Origin of the sequence: Psychrosphaera sp. B3R10 (assembly GCF_018861025.1) — a bacterium.
Taxonomy (GTDB): domain Bacteria; phylum Pseudomonadota; class Gammaproteobacteria; order Enterobacterales; family Alteromonadaceae; genus Psychrosphaera; species Psychrosphaera algicola.
This window is the reverse complement of sequence record NZ_JAHKQH010000026.1, coordinates 158,029-176,701: the sequence shown is the minus strand read 5'-3', so window position 1 is coordinate 176,701 and position 18,673 is coordinate 158,029. Positions and strand designations below refer to the sequence as shown.

Annotated in this window: 14 protein-coding genes; 10 read left to right on the top strand and 4 right to left on the bottom strand. The window is 39.5% G+C overall.

Features of this window, described 5'->3' with window-relative positions; translation table 11 throughout:
* Positions 1-204 precede the first annotated feature (204 nt).
* Together KO525_RS10310 and KO525_RS10305 are read right to left on the bottom strand one after the other, a co-directional pair.
* Positions 205-432 carry a helix-turn-helix transcriptional regulator gene (locus KO525_RS10310; protein ID WP_215963721.1) on the bottom strand — a complete coding sequence of 76 codons (228 nt, stop codon included), beginning with the start codon at positions 430-432 and terminating at the stop codon, positions 205-207.
* Positions 432-854 (bottom strand): hypothetical protein, encoded by a 423-nt coding sequence (locus KO525_RS10305; protein ID WP_215963720.1) that lies wholly within the window; start codon positions 852-854, stop codon positions 432-434. Before KO525_RS10305 ends, KO525_RS10310 begins: the two co-directional genes overlap by 1 nt.
* A gap of 372 nt (positions 855-1,226) precedes the next feature.
* Between KO525_RS10305 and KO525_RS10300 the strand changes: the two genes are divergently transcribed.
* The 3 genes from KO525_RS10300 to KO525_RS10290 are packed head-to-tail and all read left to right on the top strand — an operon-like array spanning position 1,227 to position 3,413.
* Positions 1,227-1,706 carry a hypothetical protein gene (locus tag KO525_RS10300; RefSeq protein ID WP_215963719.1) on the top strand — a complete coding sequence of 160 codons (480 nt, stop codon included), beginning with the start codon at positions 1,227-1,229 and terminating at the stop codon, positions 1,704-1,706.
* Between the two features lie 47 nt (positions 1,707-1,753).
* Complete coding sequence (locus KO525_RS10295) at positions 1,754-2,542, top strand: hypothetical protein (protein WP_215963718.1); 789 nt, start codon at positions 1,754-1,756, stop codon at positions 2,540-2,542.
* A gap of 7 nt (positions 2,543-2,549) precedes the next feature.
* A complete protein-coding gene (locus KO525_RS10290; RefSeq protein WP_215963717.1) occupies positions 2,550-3,413 on the top strand; it encodes a mechanosensitive ion channel family protein in 864 nt (287 codons plus the stop codon).
* A 182-nt stretch (positions 3,414-3,595) separates the two neighbouring features.
* On the opposite strand, the gene KO525_RS10285 is transcribed toward KO525_RS10290, so the two are convergent.
* A complete protein-coding gene (locus tag KO525_RS10285; RefSeq protein ID WP_215963716.1) occupies positions 3,596-4,465 on the bottom strand; it encodes a WYL domain-containing protein in 870 nt (289 codons plus the stop codon).
* An 839-nt stretch (positions 4,466-5,304) separates the two neighbouring features.
* Between KO525_RS10285 and sbcD the strand changes: the two genes are divergently transcribed.
* Both sbcD and KO525_RS10275 read left to right on the top strand, forming a co-directional pair.
* A complete protein-coding gene (sbcD, locus tag KO525_RS10280; protein ID WP_215963715.1) occupies positions 5,305-6,561 on the top strand; it encodes an exonuclease subunit SbcD in 1,257 nt (418 codons plus the stop codon).
* Positions 6,558-10,241, top strand: coding sequence for an AAA family ATPase (locus tag KO525_RS10275; RefSeq protein WP_215963714.1), 3,684 nt, complete (start codon positions 6,558-6,560; stop codon positions 10,239-10,241). The genes sbcD and KO525_RS10275 overlap by 4 nt, the downstream gene beginning before the upstream one ends.
* 151 nt (positions 10,242-10,392) lie before the next feature.
* On the opposite strand, the gene KO525_RS10270 is transcribed toward KO525_RS10275, so the two are convergent.
* The gene (locus KO525_RS10270) at positions 10,393-11,703 is read right to left on the bottom strand and encodes a sigma-54-dependent Fis family transcriptional regulator (protein WP_215963713.1); all 1,311 of its coding nucleotides are present in this window, start codon (positions 11,701-11,703) and stop codon (positions 10,393-10,395) included.
* A 344-nt stretch (positions 11,704-12,047) separates the two neighbouring features.
* On the opposite strand from KO525_RS10270, the gene KO525_RS10265 reads away from it, so the two are divergent.
* The 5 genes from KO525_RS10265 to cydC are packed head-to-tail and all read left to right on the top strand — an operon-like array spanning position 12,048 to position 18,545.
* Complete coding sequence (locus KO525_RS10265) at positions 12,048-13,634, top strand: cytochrome ubiquinol oxidase subunit I (RefSeq protein ID WP_215963712.1); 1,587 nt, start codon at positions 12,048-12,050, stop codon at positions 13,632-13,634.
* A gap of 10 nt (positions 13,635-13,644) precedes the next feature.
* Complete coding sequence (gene cydB / locus KO525_RS10260; RefSeq protein ID WP_215963711.1) at positions 13,645-14,799, top strand: cytochrome d ubiquinol oxidase subunit II; 1,155 nt, start codon at positions 13,645-13,647, stop codon at positions 14,797-14,799.
* Between the two features lie 41 nt (positions 14,800-14,840).
* Positions 14,841-14,969 (top strand): cytochrome bd-I oxidase subunit CydX, encoded by a 129-nt coding sequence (gene cydX, locus KO525_RS10255; RefSeq protein ID WP_215963710.1) that lies wholly within the window; start codon positions 14,841-14,843, stop codon positions 14,967-14,969.
* Positions 14,970-15,027: 58 nt separating this feature from the next.
* On the top strand, positions 15,028-16,767 hold the full coding sequence (cydD, locus tag KO525_RS10250; RefSeq protein WP_252736840.1) for a thiol reductant ABC exporter subunit CydD: 1,740 nt from the start codon (positions 15,028-15,030) through the stop codon (positions 16,765-16,767).
* Positions 16,767-18,545, top strand: coding sequence for a thiol reductant ABC exporter subunit CydC (cydC, locus tag KO525_RS10245; protein WP_215963709.1), 1,779 nt, complete (start codon positions 16,767-16,769; stop codon positions 18,543-18,545). Before cydD ends, cydC begins: the two co-directional genes overlap by 1 nt.
* The last annotated feature ends 128 nt before the right edge of the window (positions 18,546-18,673 follow it).

Sequence of the window (18,673 nt, the reverse complement as noted above, 5' to 3'; positions counted from 1 at the left end):
TATACCAATCCAAATTGCCTTAAACCACTTTAATGTGATTTAAGGCAATTGACTTAACATGAAGTCTAGTTCGCGATTTTGTAAGTTGTATTGTATGAATGTTCACACTAGTTATGTTTCAATTGATGTGGTCAATATTAACAGCTAACTGCTAGTAAATTAAAATAACAAATGAGTTAAACATGATGGCAGTTACTTCAAAATTTATTCAAAGGTTTCGTCCCATTCAAAGACTTGTTCGATGCCAACATTAAATACACGAGCGATCCTAAATGCCGTTTCCAAACTTGGGGCATACCGTCGCTGTTCTATCGCGGCAACGGTTTGTCGAGTGACTCCAACGGCTTCGCCAAGTTCTGTCTGAGTCATCTCGCTGTTAGATTCTCGTAATTCCTTAACATTGTTTGCCACTGGCAATTGCTTTGCTGCCATTAATAAAGTGCCTTTCGGTAGAATACAATTTTCATAATTTCTTCAGTGAGTTGACTCACAATTAAACTGCCAAGCACCATATAAAATAGCAAGTTGCCACTCGTTGAAAAGATAAACAAAAAGAGTGAAATAAAGATACCTATTGCCAGCACATTTGAGGCAATGCTTTTTGCCTTTGCAAAAAACTGTTGCTCACGTTCATCAACCGTGTCGATTGCTTCGGAGGGCTTTAGCGCGGCAATTATAATATGACCAACTGTTGCTAAAACGGTTAAAACAATAGTGAAAACAATCAGTACAGGAAGGTTTGGTGCGGCTAAATCTTCCGTTCCAGACATTGACACCATGATAAAAAAATAAAGTGCTGAACTTACTAATAAAGATAACGCCATTATCCAAGAGGATTTTTCGTGAAAAGACATTTGAGTTTCCTTTATGTTAAATATATTTGACATGAAAGGTAAGGTATTCTCTTTTTGATGTCAAACATTTTTAACATTAAATGTTAATAATATTTAACACAACCTCATAACTGTTTTGTCATTTTAATAATGAGTTAGGGTTAAACTGAACTGGTATTCCTAGGTTTTTAATATAATAAATACGGCGACTTATCGAAGATTGAGGCAAAAAAGTGGGCTTTAATTAAATGAATAATAACTTTTATTTACCGAATGTTTGTCTGTTCTACCGTTGTGAATAAAAGTAGGGTATAAGACATAAGTTCGCTCATACGCTATGGTTAAAACACCGTTTGCATAGTTTTAAACATTAAATTAAAGAATCTTATTACCTTGAATGATCCAAAAGTTTTATACAACGAAGACATTGCCAATATTAAAAATAGACAACCCATTATGACTTGGGCATTAGCGGTAATATTAGTCGGTATCGGGATTTATCTAACAAAAATAAATTTTGTCGATATCGAGTGGGTAACTCGCAGTGGTTGCTTGGTAACCCTGCTGGGCGTTTGGTCAAGCATCGGTGGCGTAATTCAAGAACGATTACTTGTCAGCCGATTGAATATCCAACATCGATTGGCGTTGTCTAAAGCAAAATTAAAATTGAGAAAATACAACGCGCCGAAAGAATACATAGATAAAGAGATCTTAAGTATCGAAGATGAATTTGAAGATAAACTGGATTATTTAAAAGACCATGTTCGTTTTCAACTCGGTATTTTAGAGGTCTCGTTATTAATGGCCGGAACTTTTATTTGGGGTTTTGGTGATTTACTTTTCAGGTTTTTGTTGCTGCCTTATATATTTTAAACCGCTAGCGGCAATTTAATTTACTATTTACAGATTAAGAGTGACAAATGAGTCGAGAACAATGGTGGGGTGATTTTTCATTTAATGAACTTGAGCTAAGAAGCTGGAGTATTGGCGAACGATCGTTTGTGATCCAACGCTTGGTAGACGAGTGGAAAATTTGGAATATTGAAACCCAAACCGAGCTAGATAGTGAAATTGTACTGTCTGACGGCCAACATATCGATTTGGATGGCGATAAAGTCGCCGGCAGATATTTAGAAAAACAAACTGCAACTACTTTGAGGGTAGCCCCTCGGCTTGCAGATAAGTCTGTTGTGACAAGGCCTGCATCACCTGTCACCATCCTTGCTGGTGAAAAGGTTAAACTTTTTGTTACAACACCTATTTGGTTTAGCGTTACCGCGCTACTACAGAAAGAATGTTTAATTGACGTGCCATTTTGGCGTCCATCAGATACTTGGTTTGGTGCGTCGACAATAGACGGTGATATTTGCTACGCAAAATACACATCGGCAAGAACTCGGTTAGAGGATTTAGTCATGCGTTCTCATCGAGCGACGACACCAATTACGGTGAAAAATAACCACAATAAAGCATTTACAATTAATCGACTTAACGTGCCAGTGAATTTCTTAAGTTTATACAGCGACATGGAACATAATCTATGGACGTCAGGTATTTCGATTGAAAGAAATCATGACTCTGCTCATGTGGAAGTGCACATCGAGAGTAGTGATTTGAACGAATCGAGCGAGCATATACAAATTAGCGACCCGCGAAAAGCCTCAGATCAAGGCAAGCTAATTCGTCGTATCAGTAACCTTTTTGGATAACAATTTTATGGATGTTTTTATTGAGTTTGTTGAACAGCTAAAGTCTTCTTATTTCTATACGTTGGTTCAAGCTTTATTGTTGTTGATCGTCGGCTATTTTATTTCCCGAGCGATCAGTTCTGCGGTTACAACTTTTGTGGAAGCTAGGATCACCAAACACGCACTTTTTCTGTTAAAGCGAGTTGTTTTTTATACGCTTTTGGCGCTGTTTGCTGTTTCGGCATTAAAACATATAGGCATAGATTTAAGTTTATTGATTGGCGCAGCTGGTATCTTGACCGTTGCGATTGGTTTTGCGTCACAGACCTCGGCATCCAACCTTATCAGCGGATTATTCCTGATGATTGAGCGTTCATTCTCAATAGCGGATATTATTAGGGTAGGCGATGTAACCGGGGAAGTCATTTCAATTGATTTACTGTCAGTGAAAATTCGAACCTTTGACAATCTATTTGTCCGAATTCCAAATGAAAATATGATTAAAAGCCCAGTTACGACCCTGACTAAATTTCCAATTAGGCGCGCGGATTTAAAGATTGGTATCGCTTATAAGGAAGACATTGAAACGGTTCGTGACGTATTATTTGGGCTTGCTGAAAAAAATGTCATTTGCTTAGAAGAGCCAGCACCGCTGTTTATATTAACGGGATTTGGCAGTTCTTCAGTTGATATTCAGTTTTCAGTTTGGGCAAAAAGGGAAAACTTTTTAGCCCTTAAAAACACAATGTATCAAGAGATTAAGAAGACCTTTGACGAGCAAGGAATTGAAATTCCATTCCCTCACTTAAGTCTATACGCCGGAAGTGAAACCAAGCCGTTTGATGTTGAAGTTAAATCAACACATCCAAGCTCTTCTCAAGAGAATAAATAAGGGGCATACGTTAAATCAATCTCTATATTTATCGCCTGAGTTATTTATAAGGATTGATATAAACTAATCGTTTTAACGTTTGAATGTTTCTGGGCGAAAATGAGATTAAAAAACCTGACGCAGGGAAAACCTGGCGCAGGTTAAAAATAGCGCCAAATTTCCATTAACGTTATGTTCAGTGATTAAACAAACACCCTATTTTTAATTTTATCAAAGTTTTCAACGACGATTTGCTGTGCTTTTGGATCGGCATGAACAGTGTGTGCCTCAATTCGTAGGGCTTTTAACAAATATGCAAGTAAACTAGCACGTACCGTAAGAGTTAACTTACCTTCCTCCATGCCGTAATCGTGCTCAATTACCTGTTTTTGATTTGGAGTAAGTCTTGGGTCCGGAACTAGGCTTACGTCTAACTTTGTGTTCCAGTCGATGTCAAATGCTTCGGTGTGTTCACTTGTTCCGCTTTCAAATTCTGGCGTGTTAAAAAATCGAGTTAATACAAAATCTCGATATCCTTGGTTTTTTTCACAAAACGCTCGAACGTGCCAGCGATTCGCGGCATAAATAATGGAATGGGGCGCGATAACACGGCCATCCGGTTGCGGATCATTTATCGAGCGATAATCAACTTCAATCCTTAAGTTTTGCTGACATGCTTTAACAATTGGCCTTAGGATTTCCGGGCTAATTGCTCGATTTGGCATAGGCAGTTGATGGATGTGCCCAAAGCCTAATTCGAGGCGTTCAAATCTTAAGTTAAGGTCGGAGTTTCTCTCTAATAAATGCAAGTACTCGTCTGCGCTACCTGTTGTTAATACTGCTGTAAATGACGCGCTTGGGGTGTACGCTTTTGCCGATTTGTCGTAGGTTAAATTGTTAGGAGCAATGTCTTCACGATATTTTTTTATGTCGTTTGACGCTTGTTGGCGCTTAATGCCGAAATATTTTATCAGATGATTGGTGTTAACTCGCCCCTCCCACATAGCGACAACTTCGATAAGTCTGAGTCGTAATAATAGGTCGTAGCGGTATGGCCAATTAGAGTCTTGCATATTAATCCGTTAATTTGTTTTCCGTTATTTCGTAACTCCATATTAATAATAAATGGAGGAGGAAGTACATCCCTGAAATTAATTAGTTGCGTACATGTACAAATTTAATACAGATTTTTACACTCTTCGTCCTTAACACCTTATTTTTACTTCATTAACGCCACATAGTTTTAGTGCCGTTAAGGCGTTTGTTCTGCGTTCTGCATGTGTTGCTTTAGGTCGTAATCAATATGATTGATTTTTGTACGTGTATATATTCCCAGTTATTGCTTGTCGCCATCGGCGACATGTACAGTCTATATCGTCAAAAGACAACAGGGACGATGGCATAGGGAAAATGCATCAAAAGGCTTTTAGTTAAGTACATGGAGAAGCATATGGAGAAGACACGGACATAGGAAAGGATGTTGAATTATTGCAAGGATTCAAAACGGATATGACACGGACTAAAAATGGACATGGAAATCTAATGAAAAGGATAATATGGAAATGATGAAAGTCTTGGATGACTGGGACAGGGATGTTCACTTTTTTAATATATAAACTGTGTCTACTAATAACCGTGCCTTCTAAAACAGTGCCTAGTAATAACGGTTTCCATTGGAAGCGAAGCTCGTTATCATCATGCAAACCAAGCTGGGTTTTCTAAATTTGTGGGTTAAAAATAGCACGATATCAAGGCTATAACGTCGCTGAGAAAACCAAAGAAAACCAAAGATACACAGCTGAATGCACGTTAAAGACAGCTAAAGCAAAGTTAAATCAACGTTTCCAATAAAGCCGAAAGCAATCAATAAACCGAAAGCAATAAAACCACAATCGACAAAAGGGCAACCAATATGAAAATCATTCATACTTCTGACTGGCATTTAGGCCAAGGGTTTATCGGCAAAAGTAGAGAAGCTGAGCATAAAGCATTTTTAAATTGGTTGCTAAATCAAGTCACTGAAAAGCAAATAGACGCAGTGATTGTCGCGGGGGACATCTTTGATACTGGCACTCCGCCGAGTTATGCCAGAACACTTTATAACGAGTTTATCGTGAGCATGCACAAAATAGGTTGCCAGTTGGTTGTGCTGGGCGGAAACCATGACTCAGTTGCAACGTTAAACGAAACTGAATCGTTATTAAGTTGCCTTGGCACTTATGTCATTGGTGGCGTAAAAGCCGATCTTAATGATCAGGTGATCCTACTAAACGATCATACAAAACAGCCGGGGGCCATTTTATGTGGGATCCCTTTTATCAGGCCAAAAGATGTTTTGGATTCAGTTGCTGGGCAAACGGGCAGCGAAAAGCAAAAAGCGCTTATTCAAGCGATGGCGGGTCATTTTATGGCGATTTTCGATATTGCCGAGCAACAACGAAAACAACTCGGTGGTGAGCTACCCATTATTAGCACGGGTCATTTAACAACCTTGGCCAGTTCTCGGACTGAGTCGGTAAGAGAAATTTACGTAGGCACATTAGAGTCGTTCCCATCCGATAAGTTACCCCCTGCGGATTATATTGCGCTAGGCCATATTCATAAGCCAATGTCGGTAAGTGGCAAAGAACATATCCGTTATTGTGGTTCACCAATACCGCTAAGTTTCGACGAACTCAACCATAAAAAACAAGTTATTATGGTTGAGTTTGAGGGCGCAAATGTAAAAGACATAGAACCGCTTTATATCCCGAGAAGCCAAGCCATGTATCGAATCGAAGGCTCGCTGACCTCAATAGAACATCAGTTACAGAACATTGCTGTAGAGTTGTCATCAACCGACAACACAGCCTGGGTTGAAGTTGAAGTAAGCACGGACGATTACCTTTCTGATCTACAACAAAAAATACTGGATATGTGCAGCGACGCACCAATTGAAATCATCAAAGTAAAACGTAAAAAGGCCACGACTCCGCAACTTAAAAGTGAAAAGCCCAAACAATCGTTAAGTGAGTTAACACCAAAAGACGTATTCCAAAAGCGTTTAGAGCAAGAACAACTAGAACCGGCTGACATTGCGTCACTGACCAGCACATTTGATTCCGTTGTGGCAGAAGTTCTAGCCGGTGAAAAAACCGATGTGGGTAATTCAAATGGAGTGGCGAAATGAAAATTCTATCGATCCGACTACAAAATATAAATTCCCTTAAAGGCCAATGGTTTATCGATTTAACCACACCACAATTTGTGAACAATGGGTTGTTTGCCATTACGGGGTCGACAGGTGCCGGAAAATCAACAATTTACGACGCAATCTGTTTGGCGTTATATCATGAAACCCCGCGTATAAAACCGTCACAAAGTGACAATGACTTGATGACTCGAGGTACAGCGGAATGTTTTGCCGAAGTTGAGTTTTATGTGAATAACAATCGTTATCGTGCTAATTGGTCACAACGACGCGCAAAACATAGCCCAGGTGGCAACTTACAAGGGCCAAAGGCTGAACTAGCTCTTATCGATGATAAGGGCGAAAAGGTCGTAGAGACGCATTTATCTAAGGTTAGAAAGAGTATTGAAGATATCACACGCCTCGATTTTGCCCGTTTTACTCGTTCCATGATGCTTGCTCAAGGCGGATTTGACGCCTTTTTATCGGCGAAGGAAAATGAACGTGCAACATTATTAGAGCAGTTAACGGGAACGGAGGTTTATCAACAGATCTCGCAAACTGTTTATGAACATCAAAAAGAGCACAAGGCAGCGGTTAAGTCGTTAACTGACAAACTTGAGGTGATTGATTTTATCGAGGAAGAAGAAAAACAGCGTTTAGTCGATGCGTTAAAAACGCAAAACGAACAGGTTCAGCGATTAAAGACGCAACTAAAAAACCATAATGAAGAGCAACAGTGGTTAACTCAAATATCAGATTGTCAGGTTGAAATCAAAACCGCAGTGGCAAGGCAGACTGAGTTTGAAGTCGAAAAAAACCAGGCGTTGCCTGAGTTAGAACAACTGGCAAAAGCAGCACCTGCGCAAAAGATAACCCCGCTTTATGAAAGTTGTCGTAAAGCGCAGTTAGAGCTTGATGAACAAAATACACAACTCGCCAACTTGAGTGTTAAAAAACAACAACTAGTTGAACAGTTAGAGGTGGCTGAAAATCATAACGTTACGGCGAAAAAAGATTATGAAACTCAATTCAACCAGCATAAACAACTCGAAGAACTCATTGACCAAAAGGTCATTCCGCTCGATAAAAAGATAGCGGAGAAACAAACCAATATCACCAATGAGCAAAATCAATTAGCGGATATAGAGGCGTCAATTACGATAATTGAAAAAGACATTGAAGCCACCGAACAGGATATTGAACTTGCGAACAGAAAAGTTAAAGAATTAAGCGAGTTTTTACAAGAAAATGCCCAGGATAGAGCGCTGTCGTCGGTCATTCCAGATTTAAAAACCCAGTTTTTAAATTACGGCCAAATACTCGAAAGCGCAAAATCCACTGATACAAAAGTTGCTGATTTACAATTCCAGCAAGAGCAATTACAACAACAATTAAGCCATGCCAAACAGGCTCAAAAAATTGAGTTGGATGAAATTGCCAAACAAGAGCGTCAAATTAGTGATACTAGTGCTAAATTAGATACCGCCTTAAACGGGCAGTCTGAGCAGCAATGGGCACTTGTTTATGAAAAAGTAAATGAGCAGGCCACTTTGGCGGTTTCCATAGAAAATGATGCGCAGCAGCACGATAACTTGAGCCAAAAACGTGAAACTTTAGAATTGCAAAGTAAGCAATTGCAGGAGTCTATCGCTGGGTTAAACGAGTTAAAAGCACAGTGTTTAACCAAACAAGAAAATCAAAAACTCATATTGTCGCAACTCAATAAACGGCAATTACTGGTGGCTGATATTGAAAGCTTAGATGAGATTCGTACTCGATTAATTGAAGGCGAGCCTTGCCCACTTTGCGGCGCTGAAGAACACCCGTTTGCAACACAAAACATCGACACCAAAAGCAGTCAGCTTGAAATAGAAATCCACGGCGCTGAAATTGTACTTGAGGATTATCGCAAAGACGAAGCGGTTTTAACGAGCAAAATCGTTGCCGATACGACCATTATTGAACAAAATACTAAAACCGTTACGGCAATTAATACTGAGCTTTTGGTGATTGAAAGGAGTTGGGCTGAGAGCAATAAACATATTGCTCAGGATTTATCGATTACCGATAAAAGCCATGTTGATCAATGGTTAGCCTCTATTAAAGCAGAAAAGCAAAATCTTAAATTAAAGTCAGAGAATATTGCCGAAATTAAAAGGCAATTGATGGTCGAGAAAGAAGCGCTTTTAACAAGCAATAAAGCAATAGAATTAAACAATCAACAGGTTGCCAAACTTAATCAAGATATTGCTCATATTGAGTTACGGATCAATGAAGGTCACCAACTTCTTGAGACTATCTCTGCAAACCGACAAAAAGCTGAACTAGCGTTAACGACGCAGTTAACAAGTATCGGTCGACATATGCCAGCAACAACGGCGTATACGACCTTTATGGCTGAGTTGGAAAAGGCAAATGAGCGGTTTATGGCATTTGACCGCGAGCTTGGCCAATTGGCTCAAAACGTTGAACTAAAAACGGAAAAACTACTGAGCGACAAAAACCAAATTGCCAAACACCACAGTTCAAAATCGCAATTAGAAAAGCGGATTAAACAAAGACTTGATGAACTACAAACTGAACTGGATAAACGCGCTGAGTTATTTGCCGACAAACAAGTTAATCTTGAGCGTCAACAATCAAATACGACCCTGTTTGAGTTGTTAGAAATTCAACGAAACACTGAGCAGTTTTTATCAAAAATAAAAGAGCAAGTGTCTGGAATTTCTGGTGAAATTGAATCAAAAACCAGTACGATTAAATATACTGAAAGTGAGCTTAATGACGCAAATGTGTTATTAAACCAAGCTATCGAACAAAGCCCATATTCAACCATTGATGACTATCTCGTTTGCCGAGTGACCACAGATGAATTTGAACAGTTAGTTGCCTTAAAGGAACGTTTAACAACTCAGCAAACGCAAATCACTGAAGCACTTAGCAATGCCAAAAATAAACTGAGTAACTTAACCGCTCTTGATAAAACACAATTGACGGTTAGTGAATTAGACGTATTGATTACCACGTTATCGACTGAACTTGAAGAAAAACAAAGAGCAACCGGCTCTATAGAACAAAAGTTAGAAACTGATAAAAAACAACGTGAACGTCACCAACTCGTGATTGAAGAAATTGAAATAAAGGCCAAAGAACTAAGTCATTGGGATCAACTCAACAGTTTAATTGGATCGTCTGATGGTGCCAAATTTAAAAAGTTTGCGCAGGGTTTAACGTTAGGGCATTTAGTGCATTTGGCAAATCACCATCTGTCGTCACTCGACGGACGGTACTTGCTCAAGCGTCACGAAAAAGACAACTTAGGTTTGACAATTGTCGACTCTTGGCAAGCGGACGAAGAGCGAGATATCAGAACACTGTCAGGTGGCGAGAGCTTCTTGGTCAGTCTCGCTTTGGCCCTTGGCTTATCAGACTTAGTCAGTGACAAAACCAGCATTGAATCTCTGTTCTTGGACGAAGGTTTTGGCACACTCGACCCAGATACATTAGATGTTGCCCTAAATGCGCTTGATAACCTACAAGCTGGTGGCCGCATGGTAGGTGTTATATCCCACGTCGCTGCGCTTAAAGAGCGCATACCAACCCAAATCAAAGTCATCAAAGCGGCTGGCATCGGTTACAGCAAACTCGAGAGCGAATATGCGGTGGAGGGAGCATAAAGCAATGGCGATGTAAGAATAAAATAAAGGCAAAGCATTGTCTGCATTACAATAGCGGCTGCTCTGTTATTTGGTTAGACACTGCAGTTTACCGGTATTCAAGGTTTGAAATGTAAACTGTTGAGGCTTTGTTGGCGCGTCTTCGTGTTGCTTATTCGTATTTACCCACCCTAAATTCTTGGATATTGATTTGGTGTTTATGTAGCTTTCGATACAAAGTTCTGACACTGACCTCCAAGTTATCAGCAATGGTTTTTGGGTCGTTTCCATATTGATTGAGTAGATTGATTATGTGAGTTTTTTCATTTTCTTTCAGGTTGTTAGGTTGTTTTTTAACGTTTAGCAGTGCGCTGATCTTTTGGGGCAAATGTTCGATACCGATAAGTTCATCATCACTTAATAGAGCACTTCTATGCACAATGTTTTTCAACTCTCGGACATTACCAGGGTAGTGATAACAAGAAAGTGCATTTAATGCTTCGGCTGTAAATGTTTTTGATGAAAATTCACTTTTTAATAACAGGTGTTCTGCTAATAGCCCAATATCAGACTTCCTTTCTTTTAAAGTGGGTAAGCGAATAGGGAAAGCATCAATTCGATAGTATAGATCTTCCCTAAACTCGCCTTTTTCGACCATTTTTTCTATATTTTTATGGCTTGCACAAATCAATCTAAAATTTGCTTTTTGTTTTTCAACACTGCCGACTCGTCGGTAGTAACCTGTTTCAAGTAAACGTAATAATTTCACTTGAAGATTATGTGGAATATCGCCAATTTCATCTAAAAATAAGGTACCTCCATTAGCCATGCATACCAACCCTTTTTTGCCGCTAATCGCGCCTGTAAATGCGCCTTTTTCATGGCCAAATAATTCGGATTCAAATAGTGCTTCGCTCAGTCCAGTGCATTCGACTTCAATAAACGGTCTATTTGCTCGGGTACTGGCTTGATGTATTGATAGTGCCGCGAGCTCTTTACCGGTTCCTGTTTCACCTTGTAGCAATACACTTATATCGCTATGAGCACTGCGGGAGATCATTTTTAGAAGTCGTTGAAATGGTTCACTTTTACCTATTAATTTACGGTCACTACTGTAACTGCTAGCAAAATCTATTTTTTCAAGTATTTCTAAAAATCCAATAATTACCTCATCGTTATCCTTTACTGGCTTCATCAGAATATTGCAATAAGCATCACCGGAATCTGTTTTATGAATGTGAAGTGCAGAATTGTTTTTATTGGTTTCTTTACATGCAGATAAAGGGCACGACTCGCCATTTTGATCACAAGGTTTAGGTGAATTGTGTGAGACCTCATGACATTTACTTTTCCCTAACAAAACGGGACGTGAATAAGTGTCTCGATAAGCTTGGTTTACCGCTTCAATTGCATAATTCGGAGTGATGAAAATTGCAGGCTTTTCAATCGATTCGATAATAGCTTGGATTGTTTGATGAACCATTTACACGTCGCTTATTAGTTTATGTCAAAAATGACATTGATGCATGACATTAAATGACATTTATGTCACAAGTGAAAGTGTTTTTTGATATTTTTATTATTTTATTGTTTTAATTTAGACACTTAAGTTTTTTTTCTGTGTTGGCATTGTCATTGCTATATTTACAACAAAGAACATTGTAACTACGTAACTGTTTAACTACTTTTAAAGTATGAAAGGCTTTTTAATGAATTGATAAAAAGTAAAGTGGCCAACAGAACTTACCTGACTAGTCGTTAAATTTGGAACAATCTAGTTCACCGCAAATACTTATCACTTACAAAGTAATCACGAGAGCAATTAACATGATAAATGAAACTTTAGTAGAACTATCTCGGTGGCAGTTTGCTGTTACTGCGTTATTCCATTTTTTGTTTGTTCCTTTGACACTCGGCTTAACGTGGATTTTATTTATCATGGAGTCCGTTTATGTCATGACGGGCCGTGAAATTTACCGCGATATGACCAAGTTTTGGGGCAAATTATTTGGAATAAACTTTGCCATTGGTGTCGCAACCGGCCTTACCATGGAGTTCGAATTTGGCACTAACTGGTCTTATTATTCGCATTACGTGGGGGATGTTTTTGGTGCGCCGTTAGCTATCGAAGGGTTGATGGCATTTTTCCTAGAATCAACCTTTGTCGGTATGTTCTTTTTAGGGTGGGATCGATTGAGCAAACGACAACATTTGATGGGCACATTCTTAATGGCATTAGGAACGAACCTTTCAGCTTTGTGGATACTTATTGCCAACGGCTGGATGCAAAATCCAGTAGGAAGTGAATTTAATTACATGACAATGAGAATGGAGTTAGTCAGTTTTAGCGAGATTATTTTTAACCCGGTTGCACAGGTTAAGTTCATCCATACCGTCGCAGCCGGTTATGTAGCTGGTTCCATGTTTGTATTGAGTATCAGTAGTTATTACCTGCTTAAAGGAAGAGATATTGCTTTTGCTAAGCGCTCATTTTCTGTAGGGGCTGGTTTTGGTTTAGCTGCCATTTTTTCTGTCATTCTTCTTGGTGACGAATCGGGCTATGAAACTGGTGAGGTTCAAAAAGTCAAACTTGCTGCAATTGAAGCTGAGTATCACACCGAGCCTGCGCCTGCCGCGTTCACTTTAATAGGATTGCCAGATGATGAAGCCATGGAAACCCATTATGCGGTAAAAATCCCATACGCGCTGGGAATAATCGCAACTCGATCTTTAGATGAAGAGGTAATTGGTTTACGTGATTTACAAAAGGCGCATGAACCAAGAATTCGTAACGGTATGATCGCCTATGAATATCTAACCAAATTAAGAAATGGTGAAGAAACTCCTGAAAACCTTGCTCGGTTTAATGAAACTAAACACGACCTTGGCTATGGCTTGTTACTTAAGCGCTATACCGACAATGTTGTTGATGCGACAGAGGCACAAATTAAATTGGCTGTTAAAGATTCGACTCCCCCAGTTGCGCCCGTTTTCTGGGCTTTCAGAATTATGGTTGGTGCCGGAGTTGTCATGTTAATTCTATTTATATTGGCCTTTTACTTTAACGCTCGTCGTGAAATTGAAAGTAAGCGATGGTTATTAAAATCATTGTTTGTCGCTTTGCCATTACCATGGATTGCGATAGAAACCGGTTGGTTTGTTGCTGAATTTGGTCGTCAACCTTGGGCCATCAGTGAAGTGTTACCGACCTTTTTATCAACGTCTAATTTAGCAGTTGGAGATGTGCTGTTTTCTCTCATTGCGTTTATCGTTGTTTATACCATTTTGTTTATTATTGAGATGTACTTAATGATTAAGTTTGCTCGACTTGGTCCAAGCTCACTTCATACCGGACGTTATCATTTTGAACAAACACCAGAGTTAGCTTCTGGTCTTCGCAGCCAGAATTATTAAGGGGCAAAATATGTTTGATTATGAAGCATTAAAATTTATTTGGTGGGGTCTAATTGGTTTCCTTTTTATCGGTTTTGCAGTTACCGATGGTATGGACATGGGAGTCGGCGGTTTGCTTCCTTTTGTCGCTAAAAAGGATGTTGAAAGTCGCGTTGTTATCAATACGGTAGGTGCGCATTGGGATGGTAACCAGGTTTGGCTGATCACCGCTGGCGCGTCTCTTTTTGCAGCATGGCCCTTGGTATACGCCACGGCATTTAGTGGCTTTTACTTTGCAATGATGTTGACTTTATTTAGTTTGTTTTTAAGGCCTTTAGCATTTGATTATCGAAGTAAAATCGAGTCTGAAAAATGGCGAACTAACTGGGACAAAGCACTATTTGTTGGCTCTATGGTCCCACCGTTAGTGTTTGGCGTCGCATTTGGTAATTTACTACAAGGCGTACCTTTTGGTTTCGATTCGTTAATGCGTGTTACATACACAGGTTCATTTTTTGCTTTATTCACCCCTTTTACATTGCTAACGGGTGTGGTCAGCGTATGTATGATGTTGATGCACGGCTCAACATGGCTTGTATTAAGAACAGATGCCGATGTTGCGCAGCGTTCGGCAAATATTGGCCGAGTAGTGGCAGTGGTTTTAGCGATCACTTTTGCACTTGCTGGTGTGATGGTTTGGCAAAGTATTGATGGTTATTCTGTTATTAGTAATATCGATAAGATGGGTCAAGCGCAACCTACTATTAAAGAAGTTAGCACTGGTTCAGGTGTTTGGTTAGCAAACTTTATACAAACCCCATTATTATGGTTAGTGCCATTGCTAGGTATTTTCATGCCGTTAGTTGTCGCAATGTTGTTGGGGATCAAAAACAAAAGTGGCTCTGTAAAAACCGCGTCTTTACTCGCGAGTGCGTTGTCAATTGCGAGCATTATTTTAACCGCGGGTATTTCAATGTTTCCATTTGTAATGCCATCGAGTAGCCAGCCGAATCACAGCTTGCTTATGTGGGATACCGTTTCAAGTGAAGGCACATTGGGATTAATGCTAATGGTCGTGGCGGTCTTTACGCCAATTATTATCGGTTATACATTTTGGTGTTACAAAAAAATGTGGCGTACGGTAACTATTGAAGAAATTGAGCAGAATAGCCACTCAGCATATTAGCTGTATCGATATACTTTTACGCAAAATTAGAGGAATAAATCATGTGGTATTTTAGTTGGATTCTGGGCGTTTTACTTGCCGTTTCTTTAGGCATAATTAATGTTATGTGGTACGAAATGGAGCAACATATAGACAATGTTGCCGATGATCAAAACAACAACCCCAAATAATACAATTTGCTTTTAGTGATGAGATATATGAGCCAGAGTTCGGTTTTAATGAAATAAAATGAGTGATATGAAACAAAAAATTGAACTACAAAAGAACGACGTTAATAGCTGGCTCAAATCTCAAAAAGTACACGACGGAGGGAGAATAAGCCGAGCCGTTGCCTTAGGGGCATTAAACGGTTTGTTAATGATCGTGCAAACCGCAATATTGGCTTATTTAATTGATATCTCAATATTTTCAATTGAAGGAGATGAGACATTTACCTTGCCTCAGATCTGTGGTGCGCTCATTTTTATTATAATTATTCGTGCTGCATTGGGCTACTTTAGTGAATGTTATAGTCGCCAAGGTGCGATGTCTATTAAAGCAAATATTCGGGCTCGATTGTTACAGCGTCTTTTTCAACTTGGACCGACTTATACACAAACCAAAGGTAGTGCAAAACTAGCGACATTACTAAATAGAGGGATTGATTCACTAGAAGATTATTTTGCCGGTTATTTACCTGTTATTGCCTACTGTGCTGTCATTCCACTAGCGATCCTTGTTGCTGTATTTCCTATTGATTGGCAATCAGGTTTAATCTTGTTACTGACCGCACCTATGGTACCGTTTTTTATGATCCTTATCGGTCATAAAGCGCAGCGTTTAAATCAGCAATATTGGGCAAAATTGCAACGCATGAGTAGCCATTTTCTTGATATTATTCAGGGGTTAACGCAACTAAAGATATTCAATGCTTCTCGCAGGGAAATTGACGCGGTAAAAAAAATTAGTGATGACTATGGCGATGAAACCATGGGCATACTCAAAATCGCATTTCTCTCTTCATTTGTCTTGGAATTCCTTGCGTCAATTTCGATAGCGCTTGTCGCAGTTGTCTTAGGATTTCGATTGTATTACGGCGACGTTGATTATGTGCTTGCCTTATGGGTGTTATTGCTTGCCCCAGAATTTTATCTACCTTTTAGACAGCTCGGCACGCAGTATCATTCGAAAATGGCCGGCGTAACCGCAGCTGAAGATCTTGTAGAGTTACTTAACGAACCAGCAGTTGAAAAAAGTGACTCAGTGTTGTTTTGTCCGCCTTTTGACATTCAGATAATCGATGCCAATTTTGCTTACACAAAGCGGAATAACGCATTAACAAACATTAATACGGTTTTTGCTTCTCAAGGTTTGTATGCGGTGATTGGCGATAGTGGCTCAGGAAAATCAACGTTAATAGACATGATTTTAGGCTTTATTCAACCAAGTTCAGGGCAGATAATTATTAATAATATTCCCCTGTCATTGGCAAACCGCGATAGTTGGTTACAGCACTGTGGTTGGATTTCGCAACAGGCAGATGTGTTTCATGGTTCATTAGCCTTTAATGTCGCATTGTCTGAGGTTTATCAAGTAGAACAGATCCATAACGCACTTGGAAAAGCAGGGTTCGGGGCATTTTTGACGACTTTGGAAAATGGCATCGATACACAATTCGGTGAAGCGGGGGCAGGGTTGTCTGGTGGACAAATTCAACGGTTAGCTTTGGCGCGTGTTTTTTATCACCAGCCGGAAGTGTTAATACTGGATGAGCCAACCAGTAACCTTGATCAACAAACTGAACAAATAATTACCGAATCAATACATGACTATGCTCAAGAGCACCTTGTCATTGTTATTGCCCATCGTCTGCATACCATCATTCGTGCTAAGAATATTATTGTTCTTGACCAAGGCAAGGTTATTGAAACTGGTACGCATCAACAGTTAGTCGAGCTTAATAGTTATTACGCAAGGCAGATAAGATAATGAAAGTCTTTTTCCGCTTAATAACCCTGCTCAAACCTCAACTTCCTTTAATGTTGGTAGGGGCGTTCTTATCTGTTATTACAGTATTGGCAAACATTAGTCTGCTCGCTATCTCGGGTTGGTTTATTACCTTAATGGCCATAGCGGGAATAACCGGAGGGAGTGTGAACTACTTCACTCCAGCGGCAGTTATTCGATTTTTGGCAATTGTAAGGACCGCTGGCCGTTACGCGGAACGAATGTTAACGCACCGTGCAACTTTTAACGCATTGGCCCATATGCGCCATTATTTTTATCAGCAACTTGAACCATTATTACCTTATTACCAAATTGATTTGCGTTCTGGCGATCTATTGGCTCGTTTACAACAGGATATCGACAATCTAGATAACTTCTATCTTCGAGTATTATTGCCTATATTTGTCGCATTAATTTCAGTACCAATTGTCTATTTTGCGTTGTTGCAATTTTCAACGCAAATTGCCTGGCTTATGTTGACGGCATTGTTAGTTGTCGCAATTGTTTTGCCGCTCTTGAGCTATTTTGCGTCGGTGACCTTATCTCTACAAAAAACACTATTGGAAGGCAAACTTACTGAAAGCCTAGTGAATGGTGTTGGGGCAATTAGAACATTATTAGTTTACCAAGTTGACAAAAGTTACCAGGAGACAATTGTAAGTCTTACCGAGCAGTATTATGGGATCAGACTTAAGTTAATAAAAATTAACGCGGGCTTAAATTCACTTACTTTTCTATTAATCCACCTATCAGCGTTGTTTTGCTTGCTTATTTTAATACCAAAGTTGGCAACCGGTGAAATCGACAGCAAATCGCTGGTAGCAATTATTTTGCTTGCCTTGGTTAGTTTTGAAACCGTAAGTAATTTGCCACTTGCATTACAAACACTGCCCCAAAGTTTGGCTAGCGCTGATAGGCTTTTTTCAATCGTAGATAAAGAAAAACCAATTATGGTGGGTGAAAAGAATGTGCAAAGAGGGGATATTCAATTTGATGCCCTAACTTTCTCTTATCCTGAACAGGTCAAGCCGTGCTTAAGGGATATTAATTTGTCTATTAAACAAGGGGAAAAAGTCGCTATTGTTGGCGCTAGTGGTTCAGGAAAGTCGACGTTAGTCAGTTTGTTGATGGGATTTTGGCCAATAGGGAGAGTAGAGAATGTTATCTCGAGTGCTTCGTCTACAGGTTTAATTTCGGCAGAAACTAACGGTTCGATTTCAATAGCGGGTGTTGCGTTAAGTGAAATTAAGCTTGAGTCATTGCGACAACATGTTGCTTTAATGAAGCAACACGGACATATTTTTGATGCAAGTATTTCTGACAATTTACGGTTAGCTAAACCAAATGCAACCGAAGATGAAATGCGCAGAGTGTGTCAGGATGTCAATTTACTTGAGTTTTTCGATAGTCTTCCTGATGGGCTTAATACTTGGTTAGGTTCTACAGGGACAGGTTTATCGGGGGGACAAGCGCAACGACTGCAACTGGCGCAACTACAATTGAGGGCCGCCGAGGTATTAGTATTAGATGAACCAACCAAAGGGCTAGACCGCAGCAACGAAGAGCTTGTTATGAATAACTTATTGACTCACGTAGAGCAGTGTCAACAAAGCTTGATTTTGGTCACTCATAAGCCCTTTGCGTTAAAAAGAATGGATAAAATTGTTGTCATGGAGCATGGCAATATTATCGCAGAAGGCAACCATAATGAGCTAATCAGCAGCAATAAATATTACCAAACTTTACTCACTTACTTTTAAACCAAGTGGTATAAAGTCTATGCGCTTTATTTCTAATTTCTTGTGGAAATAATGTTAGTGAGTGGGTGGCTGTGTATTTGTACACAATTATTTAAAAAGGGGCTGGCTTAATGATTTAAACCAGCCGA

Bases quoted from the DNA above. Each gene is read 5' to 3' on its own strand.
- KO525_RS10275 (WP_215963714.1), top strand. From the start codon at position 6,558: ATGAAAATTCTATCGATCCGACTACAAAATATAAATTCCCTTAAAGGC.
- KO525_RS10310 (WP_215963721.1), bottom strand. From the start codon at position 432: ATGGCAGCAAAGCAATTGCCAGTGGCAAACAATGTTAAGGAATTACGA.
- KO525_RS10270 (WP_215963713.1), bottom strand. From the start codon at position 11,703: ATGGTTCATCAAACAATCCAAGCTATTATCGAATCGATTGAAAAGCCT.
- cydX (WP_215963710.1), top strand. From the start codon at position 14,841: ATGTGGTATTTTAGTTGGATTCTGGGCGTTTTACTTGCCGTTTCTTTA.
- cydD (WP_252736840.1), top strand. From the start codon at position 15,028: ATGAGTGATATGAAACAAAAAATTGAACTACAAAAGAACGACGTTAAT.
- cydC (WP_215963709.1), top strand. From the start codon at position 16,767: ATGAAAGTCTTTTTCCGCTTAATAACCCTGCTCAAACCTCAACTTCCT.
- KO525_RS10265 (WP_215963712.1), top strand. From the start codon at position 12,048: ATGATAAATGAAACTTTAGTAGAACTATCTCGGTGGCAGTTTGCTGTT.
- sbcD (WP_215963715.1), top strand. From the start codon at position 5,305: ATGAAAATCATTCATACTTCTGACTGGCATTTAGGCCAAGGGTTTATC.
- KO525_RS10305 (WP_215963720.1), bottom strand. From the start codon at position 854: ATGTCTTTTCACGAAAAATCCTCTTGGATAATGGCGTTATCTTTATTA.
- KO525_RS10290 (WP_215963717.1), top strand. From the start codon at position 2,550: ATGGATGTTTTTATTGAGTTTGTTGAACAGCTAAAGTCTTCTTATTTC.
- cydB (WP_215963711.1), top strand. From the start codon at position 13,645: ATGTTTGATTATGAAGCATTAAAATTTATTTGGTGGGGTCTAATTGGT.
- KO525_RS10295 (WP_215963718.1), top strand. From the start codon at position 1,754: ATGAGTCGAGAACAATGGTGGGGTGATTTTTCATTTAATGAACTTGAG.
- KO525_RS10285 (WP_215963716.1), bottom strand. From the start codon at position 4,465: ATGCAAGACTCTAATTGGCCATACCGCTACGACCTATTATTACGACTC.